This window comes from Coleofasciculus sp. G3-WIS-01, assembly GCF_040223135.1.
Taxonomy (GTDB): Bacteria; Cyanobacteriota; Cyanobacteriia; order Cyanobacteriales; family Coleofasciculaceae; genus Coleofasciculus.
The window spans coordinates 55,453-74,332 of sequence record NZ_JAVJZI010000270.1 but is presented as its reverse complement, the minus strand read 5'-3'; the positions used below and the strand labels follow the sequence as shown (position 1 = coordinate 74,332).

General features: G+C 43.6%; 21 protein-coding genes. 5 read left to right on the top strand and 16 right to left on the bottom strand.

The window, feature by feature from the left end; translation table 11 throughout:
- Window positions 1-267: 267 nt before the first annotated feature.
- From RIM23_RS28905 to RIM23_RS28845, 13 genes are all read right to left on the bottom strand, one after another.
- A complete protein-coding gene (locus RIM23_RS28905; RefSeq protein WP_446371703.1) occupies window positions 268-639 on the bottom strand; it encodes a roadblock/LC7 domain-containing protein in 372 nt (123 codons plus the stop codon).
- Between the two features lie 89 nt (window positions 640-728).
- A complete protein-coding gene (locus tag RIM23_RS28900; protein WP_446371701.1) occupies window positions 729-1,244 on the bottom strand; it encodes a hypothetical protein in 516 nt (171 codons plus the stop codon).
- A gap of 421 nt (window positions 1,245-1,665) precedes the next feature.
- Window positions 1,666-2,037 carry a roadblock/LC7 domain-containing protein gene (locus RIM23_RS28895; RefSeq protein ID WP_446371699.1) on the bottom strand — a complete coding sequence of 124 codons (372 nt, stop codon included), beginning with the start codon at window positions 2,035-2,037 and terminating at the stop codon, window positions 1,666-1,668.
- An 89-nt stretch (window positions 2,038-2,126) separates the two neighbouring features.
- Entirely contained in the window at window positions 2,127-2,642 is a 516-nt protein-coding gene (locus RIM23_RS28890; RefSeq protein ID WP_446371697.1) for a hypothetical protein, read from the bottom strand.
- A gap of 416 nt (window positions 2,643-3,058) precedes the next feature.
- Window positions 3,059-3,430 (bottom strand): roadblock/LC7 domain-containing protein, encoded by a 372-nt coding sequence (locus RIM23_RS28885; RefSeq protein ID WP_446371695.1) that lies wholly within the window; start codon window positions 3,428-3,430, stop codon window positions 3,059-3,061.
- A gap of 84 nt (window positions 3,431-3,514) precedes the next feature.
- Window positions 3,515-4,012 carry a hypothetical protein gene (locus tag RIM23_RS28880; RefSeq protein WP_446371693.1) on the bottom strand — a complete coding sequence of 166 codons (498 nt, stop codon included), beginning with the start codon at window positions 4,010-4,012 and terminating at the stop codon, window positions 3,515-3,517.
- A gap of 225 nt (window positions 4,013-4,237) precedes the next feature.
- Window positions 4,238-4,660, bottom strand: coding sequence for a roadblock/LC7 domain-containing protein (locus tag RIM23_RS28875; protein ID WP_446371691.1), 423 nt, complete (start codon window positions 4,658-4,660; stop codon window positions 4,238-4,240).
- Between the two features lie 158 nt (window positions 4,661-4,818).
- Window positions 4,819-5,316, bottom strand: coding sequence for a hypothetical protein (locus tag RIM23_RS28870; RefSeq protein WP_446371689.1), 498 nt, complete (start codon window positions 5,314-5,316; stop codon window positions 4,819-4,821).
- Between the two features lie 175 nt (window positions 5,317-5,491).
- On the bottom strand, window positions 5,492-6,022 hold the full coding sequence (locus RIM23_RS28865) for a GTP-binding protein (RefSeq protein WP_446371687.1): 531 nt from the start codon (window positions 6,020-6,022) through the stop codon (window positions 5,492-5,494).
- Window positions 6,023-6,209: 187 nt separating this feature from the next.
- Window positions 6,210-6,581: a roadblock/LC7 domain-containing protein gene (locus RIM23_RS28860; RefSeq protein WP_446356991.1), complete on the bottom strand. Its 372-nt coding sequence runs from the start codon at window positions 6,579-6,581 to the stop codon at window positions 6,210-6,212.
- Window positions 6,582-6,642: 61 nt separating this feature from the next.
- Window positions 6,643-7,197: a protoglobin domain-containing protein gene (locus RIM23_RS28855; RefSeq protein WP_446371685.1), complete on the bottom strand. Its 555-nt coding sequence runs from the start codon at window positions 7,195-7,197 to the stop codon at window positions 6,643-6,645.
- Between the two features lie 639 nt (window positions 7,198-7,836).
- Complete coding sequence (locus tag RIM23_RS28850; RefSeq protein ID WP_446356994.1) at window positions 7,837-8,208, bottom strand: roadblock/LC7 domain-containing protein; 372 nt, start codon at window positions 8,206-8,208, stop codon at window positions 7,837-7,839.
- A gap of 217 nt (window positions 8,209-8,425) precedes the next feature.
- A complete protein-coding gene (locus RIM23_RS28845; RefSeq protein WP_446356996.1) occupies window positions 8,426-8,896 on the bottom strand; it encodes a hydrocarbon-binding protein in 471 nt (156 codons plus the stop codon).
- 1,120 nt (window positions 8,897-10,016) lie between these two features.
- Between RIM23_RS28845 and RIM23_RS28840 the strand changes: the two genes are divergently transcribed.
- On the top strand, window positions 10,017-10,295 hold the full coding sequence (locus RIM23_RS28840) for a GNAT family N-acetyltransferase (protein WP_446371683.1): 279 nt from the start codon (window positions 10,017-10,019) through the stop codon (window positions 10,293-10,295).
- A gap of 208 nt (window positions 10,296-10,503) precedes the next feature.
- Here RIM23_RS28840 and RIM23_RS28835 read toward each other — a convergent pair whose 3' ends face one another.
- Both RIM23_RS28835 and RIM23_RS28830 read right to left on the bottom strand, forming a co-directional pair.
- Window positions 10,504-10,974 carry a hydrocarbon-binding protein gene (locus RIM23_RS28835; protein WP_446371681.1) on the bottom strand — a complete coding sequence of 157 codons (471 nt, stop codon included), beginning with the start codon at window positions 10,972-10,974 and terminating at the stop codon, window positions 10,504-10,506.
- 341 nt (window positions 10,975-11,315) lie between these two features.
- Window positions 11,316-12,416: a saccharopine dehydrogenase family protein gene (locus tag RIM23_RS28830; protein ID WP_446371679.1), complete on the bottom strand. Its 1,101-nt coding sequence runs from the start codon at window positions 12,414-12,416 to the stop codon at window positions 11,316-11,318.
- Between the two features lie 503 nt (window positions 12,417-12,919).
- Here RIM23_RS28830 and RIM23_RS28825 point away from each other — a divergent pair.
- Complete coding sequence (locus RIM23_RS28825) at window positions 12,920-13,246, top strand: STAS domain-containing protein (protein ID WP_446338413.1); 327 nt, start codon at window positions 12,920-12,922, stop codon at window positions 13,244-13,246.
- A 130-nt stretch (window positions 13,247-13,376) separates the two neighbouring features.
- Here the strand turns inward: RIM23_RS28825 and RIM23_RS28820 are convergent, their stop codons facing one another.
- Complete coding sequence (locus RIM23_RS28820; RefSeq protein ID WP_446371678.1) at window positions 13,377-14,516, bottom strand: PP2C family protein-serine/threonine phosphatase; 1,140 nt, start codon at window positions 14,514-14,516, stop codon at window positions 13,377-13,379.
- 214 nt (window positions 14,517-14,730) lie between these two features.
- Between RIM23_RS28820 and RIM23_RS28815 the strand changes: the two genes are divergently transcribed.
- The 3 genes from RIM23_RS28815 to RIM23_RS28805 all read left to right on the top strand — a co-directional run bounded on the left by RIM23_RS28815 (window position 14,731) and on the right by RIM23_RS28805 (window position 18,799).
- Entirely contained in the window at window positions 14,731-15,174 is a 444-nt protein-coding gene (locus tag RIM23_RS28815) for an ATP-binding protein (protein WP_446371676.1), read from the top strand.
- A gap of 404 nt (window positions 15,175-15,578) precedes the next feature.
- Window positions 15,579-15,740, top strand: a complete 162-nt coding sequence (locus RIM23_RS28810) for a hypothetical protein (protein WP_446371674.1) — start codon at window positions 15,579-15,581, stop codon at window positions 15,738-15,740.
- 404 nt (window positions 15,741-16,144) lie between these two features.
- Entirely contained in the window at window positions 16,145-18,799 is a 2,655-nt protein-coding gene (locus RIM23_RS28805; RefSeq protein WP_446371672.1) for a DEAD/DEAH box helicase, read from the top strand.
- Window positions 18,800-18,880: the final 81 nt, after the last annotated feature.

Genomic DNA, 18,880 nt, shown 5'->3' with positions numbered 1-18,880 from the left:
GTACCATAGTTCTCATAATTCTCTGGCAACTCGAAACTCAAAACTAAGCTGCCCAGCATCTAAAGGGCGGGTAGCTGATCGCACAATCCCCCTCGGACTATGCATCAAAAGTCCTTGTTTAGCCTCTTTCGTCGCCAGAACCAGAAAGACAGTATCTTCACCACAACTGTTTGTTTAATTGATCATCTCACCCTATGTAGGGTGGGCAATGCCCACCCTACATAGGGCTTGCTGCACAAGTGAAGAAACCCTTACCCATCAAGGTGATTACGCCAGAACCATCCGCAATTCACCAACAGTGCGCTTGATTTCCAGCATCAAAAGTCCTTGTTTAGCCTCTTTCGTCGCCAGAACCAGAAAGACAGTATCTTCACCACAACTGGTCAAGACACTAAAGCCCTTTTCACCCTCAACATAGATCCGATCAATTGTACCGCGCACTAATTCACGACCAATCCGTTCACCTAAAGAAAGCATCGCCGCTGACATCGCAGAAACTCGTTCGTCATCCATACCACTGGGTAAAGTTGTCGCCAGAGGTAAACCATCGGGGGTGACAACCGCAGCCCCTTCAACATCAGAGGTGGCTGAAGCAAAGTCTTTGATGATCATTCCTAGTTTTTCGGCGTTAATCGCCATTTGGATACTCCTTGTTTAATTTCAAACAGTCTTTGCAGTAATAGATACTCAAAGCTGAGATTTCTCCTGTTCCCCCGACGCTGTTACTCTTAGAGTTCAGCACGAACATTCCTGTTGATTTCACCCATAATGGTGTACTCGAATAGATCACAGCTACCCCCTTGTAAGAGTGATTCAATTTGAGTTCCCTGCAAACGCTGATTCAGAAAGGCTTCGAGAAACCCTTGAACCGCCCCCATGGTGAAAGAAGCGACCCGAGTTGAGCCTTGAAGTTCACCGAAGGAGTCAAAGGTTTCGCGAGTATAGACTTTGTAGACATCGCCGTCTTGGATAATCTTGTCAATGACGCACAAACGAGTTCCCTCTTTGCCCAAGGCTAGCTGGGCTTTTTCGGTAATTTCTTCCATGGAGACGGAGGCATCCTTGTCTACCAAATTGAGTTTTTTGGCTAGCTCTTTACCCCGTTGGCGACCTGCAGAAAGCATCGCGATCGCAGCGGCTCTTTCACCCAGCGCATCCTCGATACCGCTAACGATTGCCTTCATTTCTCCAATATTGCCAAAGTCTCCCAGTTCTTGACGTGGATCTTTCGCTGAATCTGTCATATTAATTTCCTCATTTGATGTTCAAGTCTTGTTGTAATTAAGAGTTCAACTGTTCAGACAAAAATATGTTTCAACAGCAAAATCTTGGCAGGGTACTGGGAAAATAGTCCCTGTTTTTGTTATAGCCGAGAATTACCGAGATCACCGAATATTCTATACTTTCTTAATTAAGCGAACAGAGAATTAGTTTGGCTAAAAAATTGAATTAATAACTAAAATTATTGCCTCAAAAAAATAAATGCAAACAAAACAATAAAACCGGGTCATATACTGCAAAAAAAATGGTAAAATATATCCCAGAATTTTAGCTGTGTCACACCAGTAGGGACACGACATGTCGTGTCCCTACTAATGGTGATTGAGAGGCGAATAAAGCCTTGCAGCCTTATACTTTTATTTGGTCAGCTAGATGAGCAATCAATCACGACAGAACCATCCGCAATTCCCCAACAGTGCGCTTGATTTCCAGCATCAACAGTCCTTGCTTCGCATCTTTAGTCGCCAGAACCAGAAAGACGGTATCTTCACCACAACTGGTCAAGACGCTAAAGCCCTTTTCACCCTCGACATAGATCCGGTCAATTGTACCGCGAACTAATTCACGACCAATCCGTTCACCTAAAGAAAGCATCGCCGCCGACATCGCAGAAACTCGTTCGTCATCCATACCACTGGGTAAAGTTGTCGCCAGAGGTAAACCATCGGGGGTGACAACCGCAGCTCCTTCAACATCAGAGGTGGCTGAAGCAAAGTTTTTGATGATCATTCCTAGTTTTTCGGCGTTAATCGCCATTTGGATACTCCTTGTTTAATTTCCAACAGTCTTTGCAGTAATAGATACTCAAAGCTGAGATTTCTCTTGTTCCCCTGACGCTGTTACTCTTAGAGTTCAGGACGAACATTCCTGTTGATTTCACCCATAATGGTGTACTCGAACAGATCACAGCTACCCCCTTGTAAGAGTGATTCAATTTGAGTTCCCTGCAAACGCTGATTCAGAAAGGCTTCGAGAAACCCTTGAATCGCCCCCATGGTGAAAGAAGCGACCCGAGTTGAGCCTTGAAGTTCACCGAAGGAGTCAAAGGTTTCGCGAGTATAGACTTTGTAGACATCGCCGTCTTGGATGATCTTGTCAATGACGCACAAACGAGTTCCCTCTTTGCCCAAAGCTAGCTGGGCTTTTTCGGTAATTTCTTCCATGGAGACGGAGGCATCCTTGTCTACCAAATTGAGTTTTTTGGCTAGCTCTTTACCCCGTTGGCGACCTGCAGAAAGCATCGCGATCGCAGCGGCTTTTTCACCCAGCGCATCCTCGATACCGCTAACGATTGCCTTCATTTCTCCAATACTGCCAAAGTTTCCCAATTCGTGACGTGGATCTTTCGCTGAATCTGCCATAGTAATTTCCTCATTTAATCAACAAAATTTGTTGGCATTAAGAGTTTAGCTGTTCAAACCTATTTTTGTCTGAACAGCTAAATCCGGTGAGGGATGTTAGCCAATAAATTCTCTTTTTGTTTTAGCATTTTATTGTCAATTTCTCTAAATTATAAATCTTTTTTAAATAATTAAATGGAGAAAATTTAATTAAATTAGATTTCGCTATAATGCGGGAAAATAAAAATAAATTGTTTTATGAAAAATAAATGTAAAATATATTATTTTTTGTCTAAATTCTCTGATAATACAGTCAGAATAAATTAATTTTAGCGATAGTTTGTTTAATTGATCATCTCACCCTATGTAGGGTGGGCAATGCCCACCCTACATAGGGCTTGCTGCACAAGTGAAGAAACCCTTACCTATCAAGGTGATTACGACAGAACCATCCGTAATTGACCAACGGTGCGCTTGATTTCCAGCATCAAAAGTCCTTGCTTCGCCGCTTTCGTCGCCAGAACTAGAAAGACGGTATCTTCACCACAACTGGTTAAGATACTCAAACCCTTATCACCCTCAACATAAATACGGTCAATTACGCCGCGAACTAATTCTTTACCAATCCGTTCACCTAAAGAAAGCATCGCCGCTGACATCGCAGAAACTCGTTCGTCATCCATACCACTGGGTAAAGTTGTCGCCAGGGGTAAACCATCCGGGGTGACAATCGCTGCCCCTTCAACATCAGAGGTGGCTGAAGCAAAATCCTTGATGATCATTCCTAGTTTTTCAGCATTAATAGCCATTGTGATACTCCTTGTCCAATTTCAAACAGTTTGTGAACTTATAGATACTGGAAGTTAAGACTTCTTATGCTCCCCCCGAACCTGTTAATGATTGACTTGAGGAAGAACGGTGTACTCTAACAGATCAAAGTTGCCACCTCGTAAGACGGATTCAGTTTGAGTTCCCCGTAAGCGCTTACCCAGAAATGCTTCTAGAAATCCTTGAATTGCCCCCATGGTGAAAGTACATTGCCGGGATGAGCCTGGGGATTCACCAGCTGAACAAACGGTTTCGTGGGTAAAAACTTTGTAGACATCGCCCTCTTGGCTAATCTTGTCAATGACGCACAAACGAGTTCCATCTTTGCCTAGGGCTTCCTGGGCTTGTTTGGTCAACTCTTCCAGGGATAGGGAGGAACCTTTGTCTACCAAATCCATGGCTTCTGCTAGCTTTTTACCCCGTTGGCGACCAGCAGAAATCATCGCGATCGCGGCAGCTTTTTCGCCCAGTGCTTCTTCGACACCGGTAACGATTGCCTTCAAGCAAACAATGCTGCCAAAGTCTCCGAGTTCTTGACGTAGTTCATTCTGTACAATTGCCATAGTATTTTCCTCATTTGCCGATAAAATTTGTTGGCATTAATGGTTTAGGTATTCAGTAAAATCTATGCTTTAATAGCCAACCGATTGGATAATATTAGGTAATTATCCCTATTCATGTTTTAGCATTTAATTGCGAATATGTCTGTAATTTACTATAGCTTTTTTATGATATATATATATAAATCATGAATTGCATTATTTACCAAAAAAAATAATATTAGCCAATTAAATAAAACATTTTATCGGCAAATTAATCACTGACATTATCACAAAGAAATACGACAAAAATAAATTTATTTTCGTGATGGTTCGTTGAATTTCTAATCTCAACAGTCCCGGCTTAGCCGCCTGACTTGCTAAAACCAGAAGAACCGCCTCTTGTCCACAACGAGTTAAAATGCTCAAGCCTTGCTTACTCTCTACAGAAATGCGCTCAATCTCTCCCCGAATCAGTTCCTTACCTATTCGCTCGGCTAAAGACAACATAGCGGCTGATATCGCTGATACCCGTTCATCATTCATACCAACTGGCAAACTTGCAGCTAGGGGTAAACCATCGGGAGTAATCATTGCTGCACCTTCCACATCAGGGGTATTACTGACAAAAGCCTTCAGAATACCCCCTAACTTATAAGGATTAATCGCCATAGTTGCCGTTTTGCTGAAATTTCCTCAACGGGGAATAGGAGTCAATCTCCTTTGTAAAAATGTCATGTAGAGACGTTCCACCGGAACGTCTTTACAAAAATCATGACTACTCTCTTGAGGCTAGGTTCGATTGAGAAAATGCACTAACTAGAGCAAGGTTATTTTTGAATAGCACCTAAGACTTTGTACTCCAAAATATCGTATTTTCCTCCCCGTAGTACGGATTCAGTTTGAGTTCCCCGTAAACGTTCACCCAAAAACGCTTCCAGAAATCCTTGAATCGCCCCCATCGTAAACGTGCATTGTCGTGATGAGCCTTGGGGTTCACCTGCGGAACAAACAGTTTCGTGAGTATAGACTTTATAGACTTCGTCCTCCTGAAAAATTTTTTTGATCGCACACAAGCGAGTTCCATCTTTACCTAAGGCGTCTTGGAGTTTTTTCGCCACATCAGCTAAAGAGATTTCTTTTCCCTTATCCACTAAATCAAGATTTTCCGCCAACTGTTTACCTCGTTGGCGACCAGCAGAAATTAGCGCAATTGCTGTAGCTTTATCACCTAAAGCTTCTTCAACACCAGTAATAATTGCTTTGAGGCAAACAATGCTGCTAAAGTCTCCAAGTTCTTGGCGTAGTTCATTCTTTGCGATTGCCATATCCATCTCCTTTATTGTACAACCTTTCCCCATTTCAAAAACTAATCTATTTACTCCTTCTCAAGTTAAAAGATTAATCCAGATATTCTTTAATTAATTTTTGTGTTTTTGTGCAATACAACAATTTTATTTTTGCTGTTTTTTAAAAATATTTAGAACATGTAAAAAAACTCCTCTAAGATATTTGTTTAATTAAGACTCTTAATGCTTTTAAAACTGAGGGTTTCAGTTGAGGATTTACCTTCAGAATAGGCGGACGATGCTGAGCATTTACAATACCTAAACGTTTAACAATTTCTTCTACAGGTAAAGTCCCGGCACAATCTGTATGAGTCAAACCAATAAGCATCGGCACTTGAACGCGATCATTCATAAACGAGAGGATATCTTGAGCATAGGAAAAACTATTGGGCTGATTAGCGGTTACCAGTAAAATGTAAGCATCAGATCCATTAATTAAAATATCCCACATAAAATCAAAACGGGTTTGACCGGGAGTCCCGTACATGTACAAAGTTTTATTAGCTTCTAACACAAGTCTGCCAAAGTCGAAAGCGACGGTAGTTGTATCTTTAAATGAGGCTTCTGTATCAGAATCGCTGACCTTTCGTTCTATTTCGACAACATCAATTTCACTAGCTGTTCGCACAAAAGTAGATTTTCCCGCCCCGACAGTTCCTGTTATCACCACACGTATATTTTCCATGATATTTATTGACAGCAAAGCAGAGTTGCTTTTATTGATTCAATTTAAACTACTTTTAGCCAGAAGGATGTGGAAGTAAAAACAGAAAATGCTGTTCAAACTATAGTTCTCTATGTCAGGATATTTATGGCTATTAGTTATATTTTACTAACGCCTTTAAAATATTCCTGACACTTAATTAACTAAATTACAGCAAGATAGCCTTCAAATCGCCAAGAGTCCGTTTAATTTCTAACATCAAGAGTCCTTGTTTAGCTTGCTTAGTGGCTAGAACTAGAAAGACAGCATCTTCCCCACAACTTGTCAAAATACTCAAGCCTTGGTCTCCTTCGACATAAATGCGGTCAATCATACCGCGAATCAGTTCTTTTCCAATTCGTTCACCTAAAGATAGCATCGCCGCAGACATTGCCGATACCCGTTCATCATCCATACCACCCGGCAAACTCGTCGCTAAAGGTAAACCATCTGGGGTGACAATAGCAGCACCTTCAACATCACCCGTTGCTGAGACAAAATTCTTAAGAATATGTCCTAATTTTTCAGAATTGATCGCCATTGATTGTTTTACTCCTGCTGAATTAAGAGACTATGAATGGAGTTAAATCGTGAAGTTTGAATTACATTGAACCTGCACCCGTAGCAATGAGGCGTTTGAATAGTCCTTCTGTCCAACCTGTTTCTTTGAGAACGGCGGCTGATGTGACTTCAATGTAAGCTTGCTCAATAAACGCCAGATCGATCATGCAAATTCGACTGAGAGCATCTCGTAATTCTTCATCTTTGCCTGCCTCTTTTAGCTTTTGACCCACAGCATTAACTACAATTGCCATAGCTGGCACTACATGTTGCGGTCCAATGCCAATCTGCACATGCACTAGACCAATTCGCCAACGGCGATCTGCATAAGTATTCCCCCAATCATCCATACCTGTAAACATTTCGTAAAACCATTGCGTAAAGGTTTCACGCAAGCGATGTATCCGTCCTTCTGTAGCATTCAAAAGCTCGCTCATTTCCGGATCTCGTCCCAAATAAGCATAGAAATGATCTGCCATTTCTGGAGCTATGTCTTTACCCCAATCTGCGTTGGCTTTGAGAATTGCTTTCTGTTCATCGGTAAAGCTAATACGCCTTACTATTGTCTCCATAAATGCATGAGCATCTAAGGTCATCTTTGTCTCCTGTTAGGATTGATTTTAATCTTCTTTATTGATAACAATTTTTTTAAATATTGTCCATGTATTTATGTATTGTTTATGTAAATAAATAATTTACACTTCAAGCAATTCGCACAAAAACTCAAATCCAAATTAAAGTAAAACCATGGCATTTAAGTCAATTTTGATAATAAATTTTAAGAACAATAGCTGAACTAAAAGGTATTCAATTATTAGAAATAAATGGTACATAAGATAAACGCGATCGCGTCCCATTAAGCTAACGCCGAGCTGCGCTAACGCTAACACGGAACCAGACAAACCAAGTCCGCATAGGCAGACTTATATGAATGATATACTTAAGACAAATGTCGCGCTCCTTAAGCTAGCAAGGAAACTCAGTTGTTTAACTTTTCTCCGAATCCAGGATATCTGTCTTATCCGCACAACTCCGCTTAGCTTTCATACAGTTACTTTTTTCATGCATCAGCAGATAAGTCCGGAGTATTGGCTCAAATCAGTACTGTTGTTATCTCTATACTTTTGTTCAGATATAGGGTTTCACTTATGTATATTTTTATTATTTTTCATCATATTTTATTGGAGGCGAACCCCGACTCAAGGAGTCGGGGTGCGGATAGGAGACTAACTGAATTAACCCAAACTGACTTTAATCTGGCTAACCGCCCGACTAATATCTAAGTTAAGGGCGCCTTGTTTGGCATCTTTCCCAGCCAGAACGATGAACACAGCTTCTGGACCGCAGTCGGTCATAATGCTGTAGCCATCATCACCTTCGACTAAAATACGACTGGTTTGACCTCCCAAGAGTTCTTTGGAAATCCGTTCACCCAGAGACAGCATAGTGGCGGACATTGCTGAGATACGCTCTTCAGCCACTGATCCGGGCAAGCTAGACGCCAGGGGTAAACCATCCGGCGTGACAATCGCAGCACCGATGACATCAGTTGTCGTTGAGACAAAATTCTGAACCAGGTGACTCAGTTTCTGAGTATTGATTCCCATTTTTGTGTTTCTCCTTAACGTTAATAGAGGACAATGAAGTTAAGTGATGTAACTAGGACAAGCATGGCTGACTGGTTTAATGTTAAAATCACCTACTTCTGGGTTTTAGCCCAAACGGTAAGGCTACCCAGTCAGCTCACAATGAGCATAAGGCGGCTAAGAAAAGATTTGCCGAGTGTGATAGCAGGGCAATCCTCATTAGCTGCTTTTTGTTGAATTACTCAACAGTAATAAACTCGAACAGGTCGTAAGAATCACCTCGAAGGACTGATTGTGTTTGTGAACCCTTTATTTTTTGCTGAAGCAGTTCGGTTAAAACGCCCCAAACTAAACCGAGGGTAAAAGTACATTTAGGAGGTTCTTCATCAGTTCCGCCGATCGCGCAGAGGGTTTCTGTGGTGTAAACCTTGACAGTGTCGCCCTCTTGGGTGATCTTGTCAATGATGCACAAACGAGCTCCCTCTTCACCCAAAACTTCGGCGATTTGCTTAGTCGCATCTTCCAAGTTTTGTGTAGTACCTTTGAACCCCAACTTTTCTGCGAGTTCTTGCCCATGCTTACGACCAGCAGCAGTCAGAGCAACGGCTGTCGCTTTTTCACCTAAGGCATCGCTCATCCCTTCAACCAAAGCCCGGAAGGATTCAATACTGCTGAATTGTCCTAATTTATCTCGTTTTAGTTCTAACACGTTGACTCCTTATTTTTGACAACATAGAGTTGGAACACTTCATCAACCAAGAAGGTGTTTAGCAAGGTAATCCTAGTCAGTTAAATTGCTATTCATTTAAGAATTTCTTTAATGATAATAAATTCTTAATCATAGATATTTAGCTGGTTCTAGACACATAGCCCTGCTGTTTCTATGAATAATATACCGATTTAATTGATGCAATCCGGAAACTTATCCGTTTTTTTTATGCCAATCTAGACATTGACATTTCTATTATTTACAATTAGTATAGTCCCCTATTTTTTTAAAAAATTCCTTTTAAAAAGAGTTTTAATTCAAAATATAAAATAAATATAAAAATCTAGATGCTCATATTTGCGTAAAAATAGAGAGAGTCTCGGTGAAGAAAGCTGTATCACCAATCCAGTGAAACTTAGTCGATACATTATTAACCTGCAAGTCCCTAAGAAAAAGTGGTCAAGATGCTTGCACTAAGAATGATGAACTGGCAACTTGAGTCTGCACCCCCTGCTAGCCATAGCACAATGACAGGTCTGGAACCTGGCTTTCATTAACTTGACAGCAACGCTCTTGAGTCAGTCCCTGTGCATTTCTTATCTAAAACGTTTCGCTCTACTGAAATTCTCTCTCTGTTCAATTGTATTACATGCAAGACATTTGGCAAGTCTTGACACATACTCTAGCTATAGAAGATAATAAATAAGGTATGATATAAGTATGTGTTAACAAGGAAACACATCTCTCTATTTTTCTCTGAATCATGGAATTTAGCCTCGAAAACTTAACGCCATGTTTCAGATTCGCTAAGGAGAATTCACTCAAAAAAGAATAGTGCTGAGAATCATTAAAATCTGCTGATCAGAGTGAATCAACCATCAGGGCAAAAACTGAGACAATCCTAAGGATTTTGAGAGTCTTCAGAAATACAGCCCAGGATCTGTAGAAAAACTAGCTAGTGCAGCGCACTTGAATTTAGCCAATATCCCTGAGTTCAGCGTCGCTACAGGTGTTCATTTTTCGGAAAACCCTGTAACCTGTATCCCACCTCATTACGTTATCAGCCTTTTGCATCGAACTCGGGTTAATAAAACGCCGCGATTAAGCGGTAAGGTGAATTATGTTTGAGTTAATCGTCCAAAACGAGATTGTCGGGGAAATCGTGTTTAGCATCGCGCCCGATGGATTTGGTGTCATTAATCTCATCGAAGTTAAACCCACCTGTCGAGGTAAAGGATTCGGAAATCAGCTTTTAAACGAAGCCATCGCTCAACTTAAATGCCAAGGCGTTAAGGGGATACGTCTGACTCCGATAAAAACCAAGAATCCTTTTATCGTAGATTGGTACAAAAAGAAAGGATTTGTTTTAAACAGAGACAGAATGCTTTTAACATTTTAACAACTGCGGCATTCGGGTAATAGGGGAAGGACAGAGATTGACTAGAGAAATTTCTGTCTTTCTCCTACCCTCTTACTTTTCTGCCTTCCTACCGACTATCTACTAACTAATGTAGAGACGTAGTATACTACGTCTCTACTAACTAATGGCGGTTTTTCTCCCTTTCCCGATATCCTTAAAGAAAATGAAAAGCCGCTATTTTTAGAGATTAGGTGAGTACAGTAAACTCAAACAAGTCGTAGCTGTCACCCCGCAGTACAGATTCCGTTTGAGTTGCTTTTAGTTTCGATTGGAGTAGTTCACCTAAGACTCCCCAAACTAGACCGAGTGTAAAGGTACACTTGGCAGGAGTTTCCTCAGTTCCACCGATAGCACAAAGGGTTTCTGTTGTGTAGACTTTGATCGAATCACCGTCTCGAACAATGCGATCAATGATACAAAGACGAGAACCTTTTTCTCCTAAAAGTTCTTGAATTTGTTTGGTGGCACCTTCTAAGTCTTGTGTTGAACCGTTGAAGCCCAATTTTTCAGCAACTTCCTTACCGTGCTTGCGACCCGCAGAGGTCAGTGCTACGGCTGTAGCTTTGTCCCCTAATGCGTCTGTCATGCCTTCCACAATAGCCCGGAAGGATTCAATGCTACTAAGTTGTCCCAGTTTATCGCGTTTTAGTTCTAACACATTTGCTCCTTATTTTCTGAATAGATTAATGAGATGTGTTCTACATTTATCTAGGTGTTTAGTTATACAGAAGTAATTCGATAAGTTTATTAAGACTTCAGGGTATAACCGACAAAATCTTAAATAAACTCCGAGGAATTTATACTTATTTTCTACATCTGTAATACTTGTATACCATACATAAGCTTAGCTGGGATTTCCGGAAAACGTCCACTTTTTTGTGATCTATCAATCAAAAAAAATAAAACGAAATATTGTTAATTAAAAAATAATATAATTTGCCTAATTAGTTTCAAGAAATTACTCAAAACATATCAACTTGAGCTAAGAAGGCTAACGCTTTAGGTCAGGGGGTTCATTTGCAAATGAATTTGGATGTTTCGATGTTGCATCGCTTGTTCAAATAATTCCGTTGAAAGTGCTTGTTCAACCGACCAAACACCGGGTTTACTGAGTTGACCTGCCAAGATAAACTGAGCAATGCTACCTGTACCCGCACCAGCCGCCACTGCTGTATTTTCATGCACTAAGGTTGAGACAACTGTGACAGGTTGGTTCTCCTTGTAACCTGTGACTTGGGCGCGAATGGCAACGCCGATACCACTGAAGCGATCGCTAATTTGGGTCATGCGGTAGCTGAGTTGGGATAAATACTCGATATTCTGGGGTTTCCTTAACCAAGCGGAGGGAAACAGATGGGCGGTGATCCAGGTGAGGTGGTTGTAAATATCGGGAATCGAGCCAAACTTGGTGATCACCGTTTTGACGGGAAAAGACTTGACAAGGGTAGCAGTTTCTGGTACATCAAACCAGTAGACGCCAACCTTGCCATAAGGGTCAGGGAAGTCAATCGTTTCGCGATCGCTATAGGGTTTGACCTTCTGCCACTGGTTATCAATCCACGCATCAAAGGGTTCTGATAACCCCAGAAACGTGGTTCGCAGCACGGTTACTCCAGCCCCACCCGAACCGGCTACGCCATAACTCAGGTGAATTTTTTCTGGCAAATCCAGTTGTTCGATTGCCTGACGCACCATGCTATTGGAGATTCCGGGAAAAACCCCGGTATTAATAATGGCAGTAACACCCGCCGCCGCCCCTTGCTCGTGATCGGCGAAGGCTTTTTGCATAAAGGTGCGATTATCACTCACATCCAGATAATTTACGCCCATCTCAATGCAGGTTTTGAGAACCGAGGCGTCTCGATACAGAAAAGGACCAGCACAATGAATGACCAGATTATGAGACGCGATCGCACTCCTCAACCCATCCTGATCTGCTAAATCTAGGGTGAGAAACTGCACCTGTGGCGAAAATGCTGTCTCCGATGTCCTGTGACGCCCTGTAATCGTAATTTCTGCTTGGGTATGGGCAACGAGATCTTCCATTACACTGCTGCCGATACGTCCTCGTCCACCTAGAATCAAAACTCGGTCTGTCATTGCCCAACTTAGTAATATCCTTAATGAAGCTTACCAAGGATATTGCCGTTGTTAACCCTTCAGATCAAGGTTGCCGCTACCTTGGACGTCAAAGGTCATCCATTCAAACCTTTACCGTCTCCAGATCTTATCTAATCTGGCAAGAATACCTTCACTTTGAGTGACCGGATGAATTGCCAGAAAAGATGGTAGTATCTGTAGATATGATAAGTTATGGTAAATGTGTCTACCGAAAAAATCCGGATAGATACGGCTGGATTCGGTAAGGACTAACGTATCTCCGCCCAAGTGGAGATGCAGTCCATCCCTGACCCATACAGATAGCTGCTCCAGTGGAAAACAGAATGAAGTTACTCAAGAGAGATATATCTATAATCTCTCCAGAGGATAAAAACTGCCCAAAAACGACATCTCTTCTCAGCGCAAAAATTTGGCTGATTTGAATTGTCGCGGCTATACTGGCAAGGTCTGGATATTTCTGTAACGGCAGTCATAAGTAGTATATGAGTCCTGTGGTTAAAGTTGTTCAACCCTCTGGTATCTTAGATGGCACAAAAGCCGGTCAATTTCGTCAAGAGATTAGCGACCTTGTGCAATCAAATACTGATATCGTATTGATTGATTTTCAAGACGTTACCTTTATGGATAGTTCGGGCTTAGGGGCACTGGTTCTTGCCCTTAAGACCGTTCGTGCCGCTGGGGGAAAGCTCTTTGTTTGCTCAGTCAACGAACAAATCAAAATGTTATTTGAACTGACAAGCATGGATCGGGTTTTTGAAATCTTTCCCTCACGAGAAGCGTTTGAGGAGGCTGTCTCCTCTAGTGCATGACTCCCTGTGGTAGCGCAGCTTGGCGAAGCTCAGCAAGAATCCCCGCGTCTTCAGACCGGGGATTGTTAGCTGCTTTGAAACAATAACCCGCCAGGGATTTGAATCCTTGGCGGTTAGTGTGATAACTTTTCTATTCAAAGTTAACTTCTAGCAAAGACAAATCGTCATCGAAAAAGTCTTTGGGATTTAATGCCTCAACACCCTGTAAGATTGAGTTGAGGTTACACAAACTCTCTACTCTACACTCACCCAGAAGTTTGACGAAGGAGTCAAGTCCCCAGATATTACCATCCGGTTGGTGAATCTCGTAAATCCCATCGCTGAAAATGTAAAGGGAACTGGATTCGCTGACGTCGCAGCTATCATCCACATACTCAGCCTCAAGCAGCATGCCTACAGGCAGTCCTGTTGTCTTCAACAGCTGGACATCCCCACTAGACAATGGCTTACCCGAGAATAAGACAGCCGGTGGATGTCCTGCACTGGCATAGACAAGTTTACGCTTGGTGCGATTATAGACTCCATACCAGATGGTAAAGTATTTATCATTGCGTGCTGTCATCTGAAAGGTCTGGTTTAACCCCCGCAGAACGTCGCTGGGTTGGTAGTAGTTAATATTCGGCAGGGTGCGTGACCTTAAAAGATTCAACACCGAAAGTGTTGGCAAAGCCGCTCTCAAGCCATGTCCTGCCGTATCTAGCAAATAAATTGCCAGGTGTTCGGAATCTAACCAGTAGTAATCAAAGCCATCACCTCCCAATTGCCGAGATGGAATGAATCGAGAGTCAATAGTTACAGGCGGTTCGGTCATCTGATCGGGCAGAATGGAACGGACGTACTCCGCCGCTTCGGCTAGTTCCGTTTCCAGCAAGTGTTTTTGGTGCTGCAAATCGCGGCTGAGTTCATGTAATCTCAAGCCGGAACGCACTCGCGCCTGCAATTCAGCAATTTCGATGGGCTTACAGATAAAGTCATCCGCCCCAGCATCTAGTCCCTTTACTCGATCCCCAACAGAACCGAGAGATGTCAGCAAAATAAACATGGTGGTTGATAGTGCTGGTGTTGCCTTAATTTGACGACAGACTTCTAGTCCGTTCATCCGTGGCATAATCCAATCACAAATGACCAACGCCGGACGTAACTGCTGCGCTTGTTCTAAACCCTCTTCGCCGTTGCTAGCGATTGTGACTTCATAACCTTGGTTATGAAGCGTCCGTTTCAGCAGTATTTGAATGGCTGGGTCGTCATCAATAATTAGAATTTGGGTCATGGCATCGAGATAATACAAGTCACTCAAGGAGATTGCAGATGCACGCGCTTACAACAAGAAGGAAGACTCGATGAAGCTGGGCACTTTCATGAGAAAGTGATAAAGATCTCAAGGTCAGTGAATAAATGGTAGAGCAAGGGTTAAATCTAGGGTAGACTGGATTTTTTCACAGGGAGTATCTGTTCATTCTAATTCTGGTTTTGATGTCGTTGATGTGAAAGGCTTTGAGCAGTTGATAGAGCTTCAAACATTTAGCAATCAATTTCCTTCCGACCTAAATGCGTTAGACCAGGTTTTATCCTGGTTTGGGGAGCTTCACCCCTCCTCAATCGAAACAAAACTCTGGTTACAGTGCAAACTAGCGCTTGCGGAAGGATACACTAACGCGGTGAAATATGCCCACAAAGACCTGCCGTCCAGTGTTTTCATTGATGTTGAGGTGGTTCTAGCGAAATCACCCCAACGTCTAGAAATACGGATCTGGGACTGTGGAGCGCCTTTTGACTTTGAACGGCGGCTCCAAAATCCGTCGTCCTTGCCTGATGATCAGGCTGAAGGAGGGCGAGGACTGGCTATTATGCAAAAAATTGCCGATAAGCTCAGTTATACACGTATGGATGATAACCGCAACTGTCTAACAATTGTTAAATTTTATTAAGAGTCCTGGCAGCAGGATGTAGGGAAGCAGGGGAGCGGGGGCATAAGCGAAAACCCAGCCTCAGAAGCTGGGTTACTATTTATACATAGCGCTCAATTGATCGATCTGCTCCGAATAACTTGATCAAACGGTGGGGCATCCCTTGTCGTTAATAAAGCTCAGTCAATGTCCGAGGCTCAATAGCTGGAGTCGCTCTAGAGCCTACACCATACTGTACTCAGTTGGTGTAGGAGATGTCACCGACCACTGCCGCGATTGTCATCTTTGCCCTCAGTATCAAACGTATCAAACGCGAGACGCTTGGGTGATTGATTGGACAAAATGACTAAGCTTTCACGTTCTCTCCTAAGATAGGATGCTTGTGAAAACTCGCTCATGTTGTTGCACATCGCTCGTAGATCTCCATGTCCGAGTTGCTACAGCCTTTTTTCCAATCAACCCTGTGCAAATCAGGACAAACCCTAAAATTGGCAGAGGTACTCCAGGTGCAGGGGAACCAATCCTGGCAATTTAGGGCGGAAACCGTAAAATTTAACCAAATGGTGGGGTTTTGGAGAAGGCTATAAGTCCAGCACTAAATCAAAGATTGTAGTGCTGGGAGACTGGACTTGGGTGTCCCAAAAAGATTCACAACAAAAATGGTACAATAACGATACTAGATGTCGAGGTAAGGATTATTTGCATCGGTTGTGTCAACGAAAACCAAGTTGGCGTAGCAAGTCATCTATATGCGAATGCACCCATTGCACCCTCAATATCAAAGTATTATAGGCGGATGGGACAGCCGTCTCTGCTGACGGAGGGGAAGTAAGACCATTACTGGGAGTAAATCTAAGTTGTGGCTACTCCCCTATGAAGTCAGAAGCCCACACTGTACCTCCTGTCCTGAGCCTGCGAAGGATCACAAAGGATTTAGGTCTGTGCTGGGTAGTTCACGTCCTGCTTTCGTCACCTATTGGCAAGATCTCGTGTGAACGTTTCTACCCCGAAGATAGAGCTTGACCCGAAAAACCTGTTTCCGTTTCCTCTGGATCAATTTCAGCTCCAAGCGATCGCAGCGCTGAATGCGAATCGTTCGGTGGTTGTCTGTTCCCCCACAGGTTCCGGAAAAACGTTGATTGGTGAGTACACGATTTACCGCGCATTGTCAAGAGGAGGGCGAGTTTTTTATACCACTCCCTTGAAAGCACTCTCCAACCAAAAGCTACGAGATTTTCGCGCCACGTTTGGTGACCAAAATGTGGGTCTGGTTACGGGCGATGTTTCCATCAATCGGGACGCGCCAATTTTGGTGATGACCACGGAAATTTTCCGCAATATGCTTTACGGCACACCGATTGGGGAAATTGGTACGTCTGTCGAAGGTGTTGAAGCGGTGGTCTTGGATGAGTGCCACTACATGAATGACCGACAACGGGGTACGGTTTGGGAGGAGTCGATTATTTATTGTCCCCCAACAATTCAGCTTGTTGCCCTATCGGCTACGGTGGCGAATTCCGATCAGCTGACGGACTGGTTGAACTTGGTTCATGGCGCAACAGAGCGGATTTATTCCGACTTTCGACCGGTTCCCTTACAATTGAGCTTTGCCAACCCAAAGGGTATTTTCCCCCTGCTGGACTCTAGCCAAACGAAATTAAATCCTCGCCTCAAATCTAAAGGAAATAAAGGGAGAGGACGGGGGGGACGCCCAGAGAGCCCCAGTAATGCCTTTGTTCTGGCGCAACTCCAACAACGGGATATGTTACCGGCGATTTATTTTATCTTCTCTCGTCGCGGTTGCGATCGCTCGGTACAGGAGTTGGGAGACTTGTCCCTGGTTAATGCCAAAGAAGCGGCTGAATTGAAAAAGCGCATTGACGAATTTTTGCGCCGGAATCCGGAGGCGGGTCGCGCCGGACAAGTAGAACCCCTTTATCGTGGGATTGCTGCCCATCATGCGGGGATTTTACCAGCTTGGAAGGGGTTTGTGGAGGAGTTATTCCAATTAGGGCTGGTTAAGGTGGTGTTTGCCACTGAAACCCTAGCCGCAGGAATTAATATGCCCGCTCGCACCACCGTGATTTCTACCCTCTCGAAACGAACCGATCTTGGACACCGACTGCTGACGCCATCGGAATTTCTACAAATGGCAGGTCGAGCCGGACGGCGGGGGATGGATGCAACGGGTTATGTGGTCACATTGCAAACACCTTTTGAAGGGGCAAAGGAAGCGGCGTACCTAGCTACGAGTAAGGCTGACCCATTAGTCAGCCAGTTTACTCCGACCTATGGCATGGTGCTGAATTTACTCCAAACTCACAGCCTTGCTGAGGCGAAGGAGTTGATCGAACGCAGTTTCGCTCAATACTTGGCGACACTGTACCTCCAACCCCAGCAACAAGCGATTACCGAGTTAACCACAGAACTGGCAAAATTAGATATTCAACTGGCGCCCGTTGATCTAAGTGCCCTGGGGCGGTACGAAAAGCTGAAGGAACGGCTTAAAGAAGAACGGCGATTACTTAAAACCCTACAACGACAAGCCGAGGCGGTACAAGCAGCAGAAATTGCCCAAATTATACCCGAAGCTCCCTTGGGTACTCTACTTTCACTCAAGGGCAAGTACATTCCGGTTTCTGAACCAATTCCGGCTCTATTGGTGGCGAAGGAAAAAGGGCGGGGACAGTCACCCTATTTAGTCTGCTTAAGTGCAGATAATCGCTGGTATGTGGCAACAACAGCCGATTTGGTTGGGGTACATGGGTGGTTAGATATGATTGATTTGAGTGTTCTCAACCCACCCGCTGAACTCACACTCAAGCCCGGTCAACTTAGGCGGGGTACACCAGAAACTGAGGCTTCAGCGGCTCAAATTCCCACCGATATAGAACTCATAGTCGCACCCGAAGTGGAGGCGCAGCAGCAGGGGGTAGATGCGGTAAAAGCCCAACTCGAAGATCATCCAGTGCGACAATGGGGTAATCCGTCTCAATTAATCAAGCGCCATAAACGCCGCCTAGCCCTACAAGAGGAAATTAATGAGCGTCAAGCTTTGTACCGAGAAAACCAAGCCCAGCACTGGCAAGAATTTCTTAACCTGATTGAAGTTTTAAGGGCGTTTGGCTGTCTGGAGGAAGTAACACCCACACCAGTAGGACAAGCGGCGGCGGCGATTCGCGGGGATAACGAACTGTGGCTGGGGTTAGCCTTGATGTCCGGTGCGTTTGATCCGTTAGATCCTCACCACTTAGCCGCCTGCGCCTGCGCTTTGGTGACGGAAACACCGCGTCCGGATAGCTGGACAAATTATCCCCCCTCAGAACCTGTACTGGTGGCATTAGATAGTTTAAGACAAACTCGCCATCAGTTGTTTCGAGTACAACGTCGCTATCAGGTGGCTCTGCCGATTTGGTTAGAACGGGATTTAATTGGGTTAGTTGAGCAATGGGCTTTGGGTGTGGAATGGACACAGCTTTGTGAGGATACCAGTTTAGATGAAGGGGATATTGTCAGATTGTTGCGCCGTACTGTCGATTTTTTATCTCAAATTCCCCATGTGCCATTCCTATCGGATGCCTTAAAACGGAATGCTATTCGAGGGATTCAGTTATTGGATCGCTTCCCGGTTAATGAATTGGTTTAGTTTATCATTTGTCATTGGTTCAGGGTTCACTGATAATTGATCACGGGTCACTGCTCAAAAAACCCGCTTCCCTAAATGTAA

What these genes read in the sequence shown, in the direction of transcription:
- RIM23_RS28890 (WP_446371697.1), bottom strand. Translation starts at nt 2,642, where the DNA reads ATGGCAGATTCAGCGAAAGATCCACGTCACGAATTGGGAAACTTTGGC.
- RIM23_RS28855 (WP_446371685.1), bottom strand. Translation starts at nt 7,197, where the DNA reads ATGACCTTAGATGCTCATGCATTTATGGAGACAATAGTAAGGCGTATT.
- RIM23_RS28830 (WP_446371679.1), bottom strand. Translation starts at nt 12,416, where the DNA reads ATGACAGACCGAGTTTTGATTCTAGGTGGACGAGGACGTATCGGCAGC.
- RIM23_RS28900 (WP_446371701.1), bottom strand. Translation starts at nt 1,244, where the DNA reads ATGACAGATTCAGCGAAAGATCCACGTCAAGAACTGGGAGACTTTGGC.
- RIM23_RS28865 (WP_446371687.1), bottom strand. Translation starts at nt 6,022, where the DNA reads ATGGAAAATATACGTGTGGTGATAACAGGAACTGTCGGGGCGGGAAAA.
- RIM23_RS28870 (WP_446371689.1), bottom strand. Translation starts at nt 5,316, where the DNA reads ATGGCAATCGCAAAGAATGAACTACGCCAAGAACTTGGAGACTTTAGC.
- RIM23_RS28895 (WP_446371699.1), bottom strand. Translation starts at nt 2,037, where the DNA reads ATGGCGATTAACGCCGAAAAACTAGGAATGATCATCAAAAACTTTGCT.
- RIM23_RS28875 (WP_446371691.1), bottom strand. Translation starts at nt 4,660, where the DNA reads ATGGCGATTAATCCTTATAAGTTAGGGGGTATTCTGAAGGCTTTTGTC.
- RIM23_RS28810 (WP_446371674.1), top strand. Translation starts at nt 15,579, where the DNA reads ATGTCCGAGTTGCTACAGCCTTTTTTCCAATCAACCCTGTGCAAATCA.
- RIM23_RS28840 (WP_446371683.1), top strand. Translation starts at nt 10,017, where the DNA reads ATGTTTGAGTTAATCGTCCAAAACGAGATTGTCGGGGAAATCGTGTTT.
- RIM23_RS28860 (WP_446356991.1), bottom strand. Translation starts at nt 6,581, where the DNA reads ATGGCGATCAATTCTGAAAAATTAGGACATATTCTTAAGAATTTTGTC.
- RIM23_RS28850 (WP_446356994.1), bottom strand. Translation starts at nt 8,208, where the DNA reads ATGGGAATCAATACTCAGAAACTGAGTCACCTGGTTCAGAATTTTGTC.
- RIM23_RS28825 (WP_446338413.1), top strand. Translation starts at nt 12,920, where the DNA reads ATGAGTCCTGTGGTTAAAGTTGTTCAACCCTCTGGTATCTTAGATGGC.
- RIM23_RS28905 (WP_446371703.1), bottom strand. Translation starts at nt 639, where the DNA reads ATGGCGATTAACGCCGAAAAACTAGGAATGATCATCAAAGACTTTGCT.
- RIM23_RS28820 (WP_446371678.1), bottom strand. Translation starts at nt 14,516, where the DNA reads ATGACCCAAATTCTAATTATTGATGACGACCCAGCCATTCAAATACTG.
- RIM23_RS28885 (WP_446371695.1), bottom strand. Translation starts at nt 3,430, where the DNA reads ATGGCTATTAATGCTGAAAAACTAGGAATGATCATCAAGGATTTTGCT.
- RIM23_RS28880 (WP_446371693.1), bottom strand. Translation starts at nt 4,012, where the DNA reads ATGGCAATTGTACAGAATGAACTACGTCAAGAACTCGGAGACTTTGGC.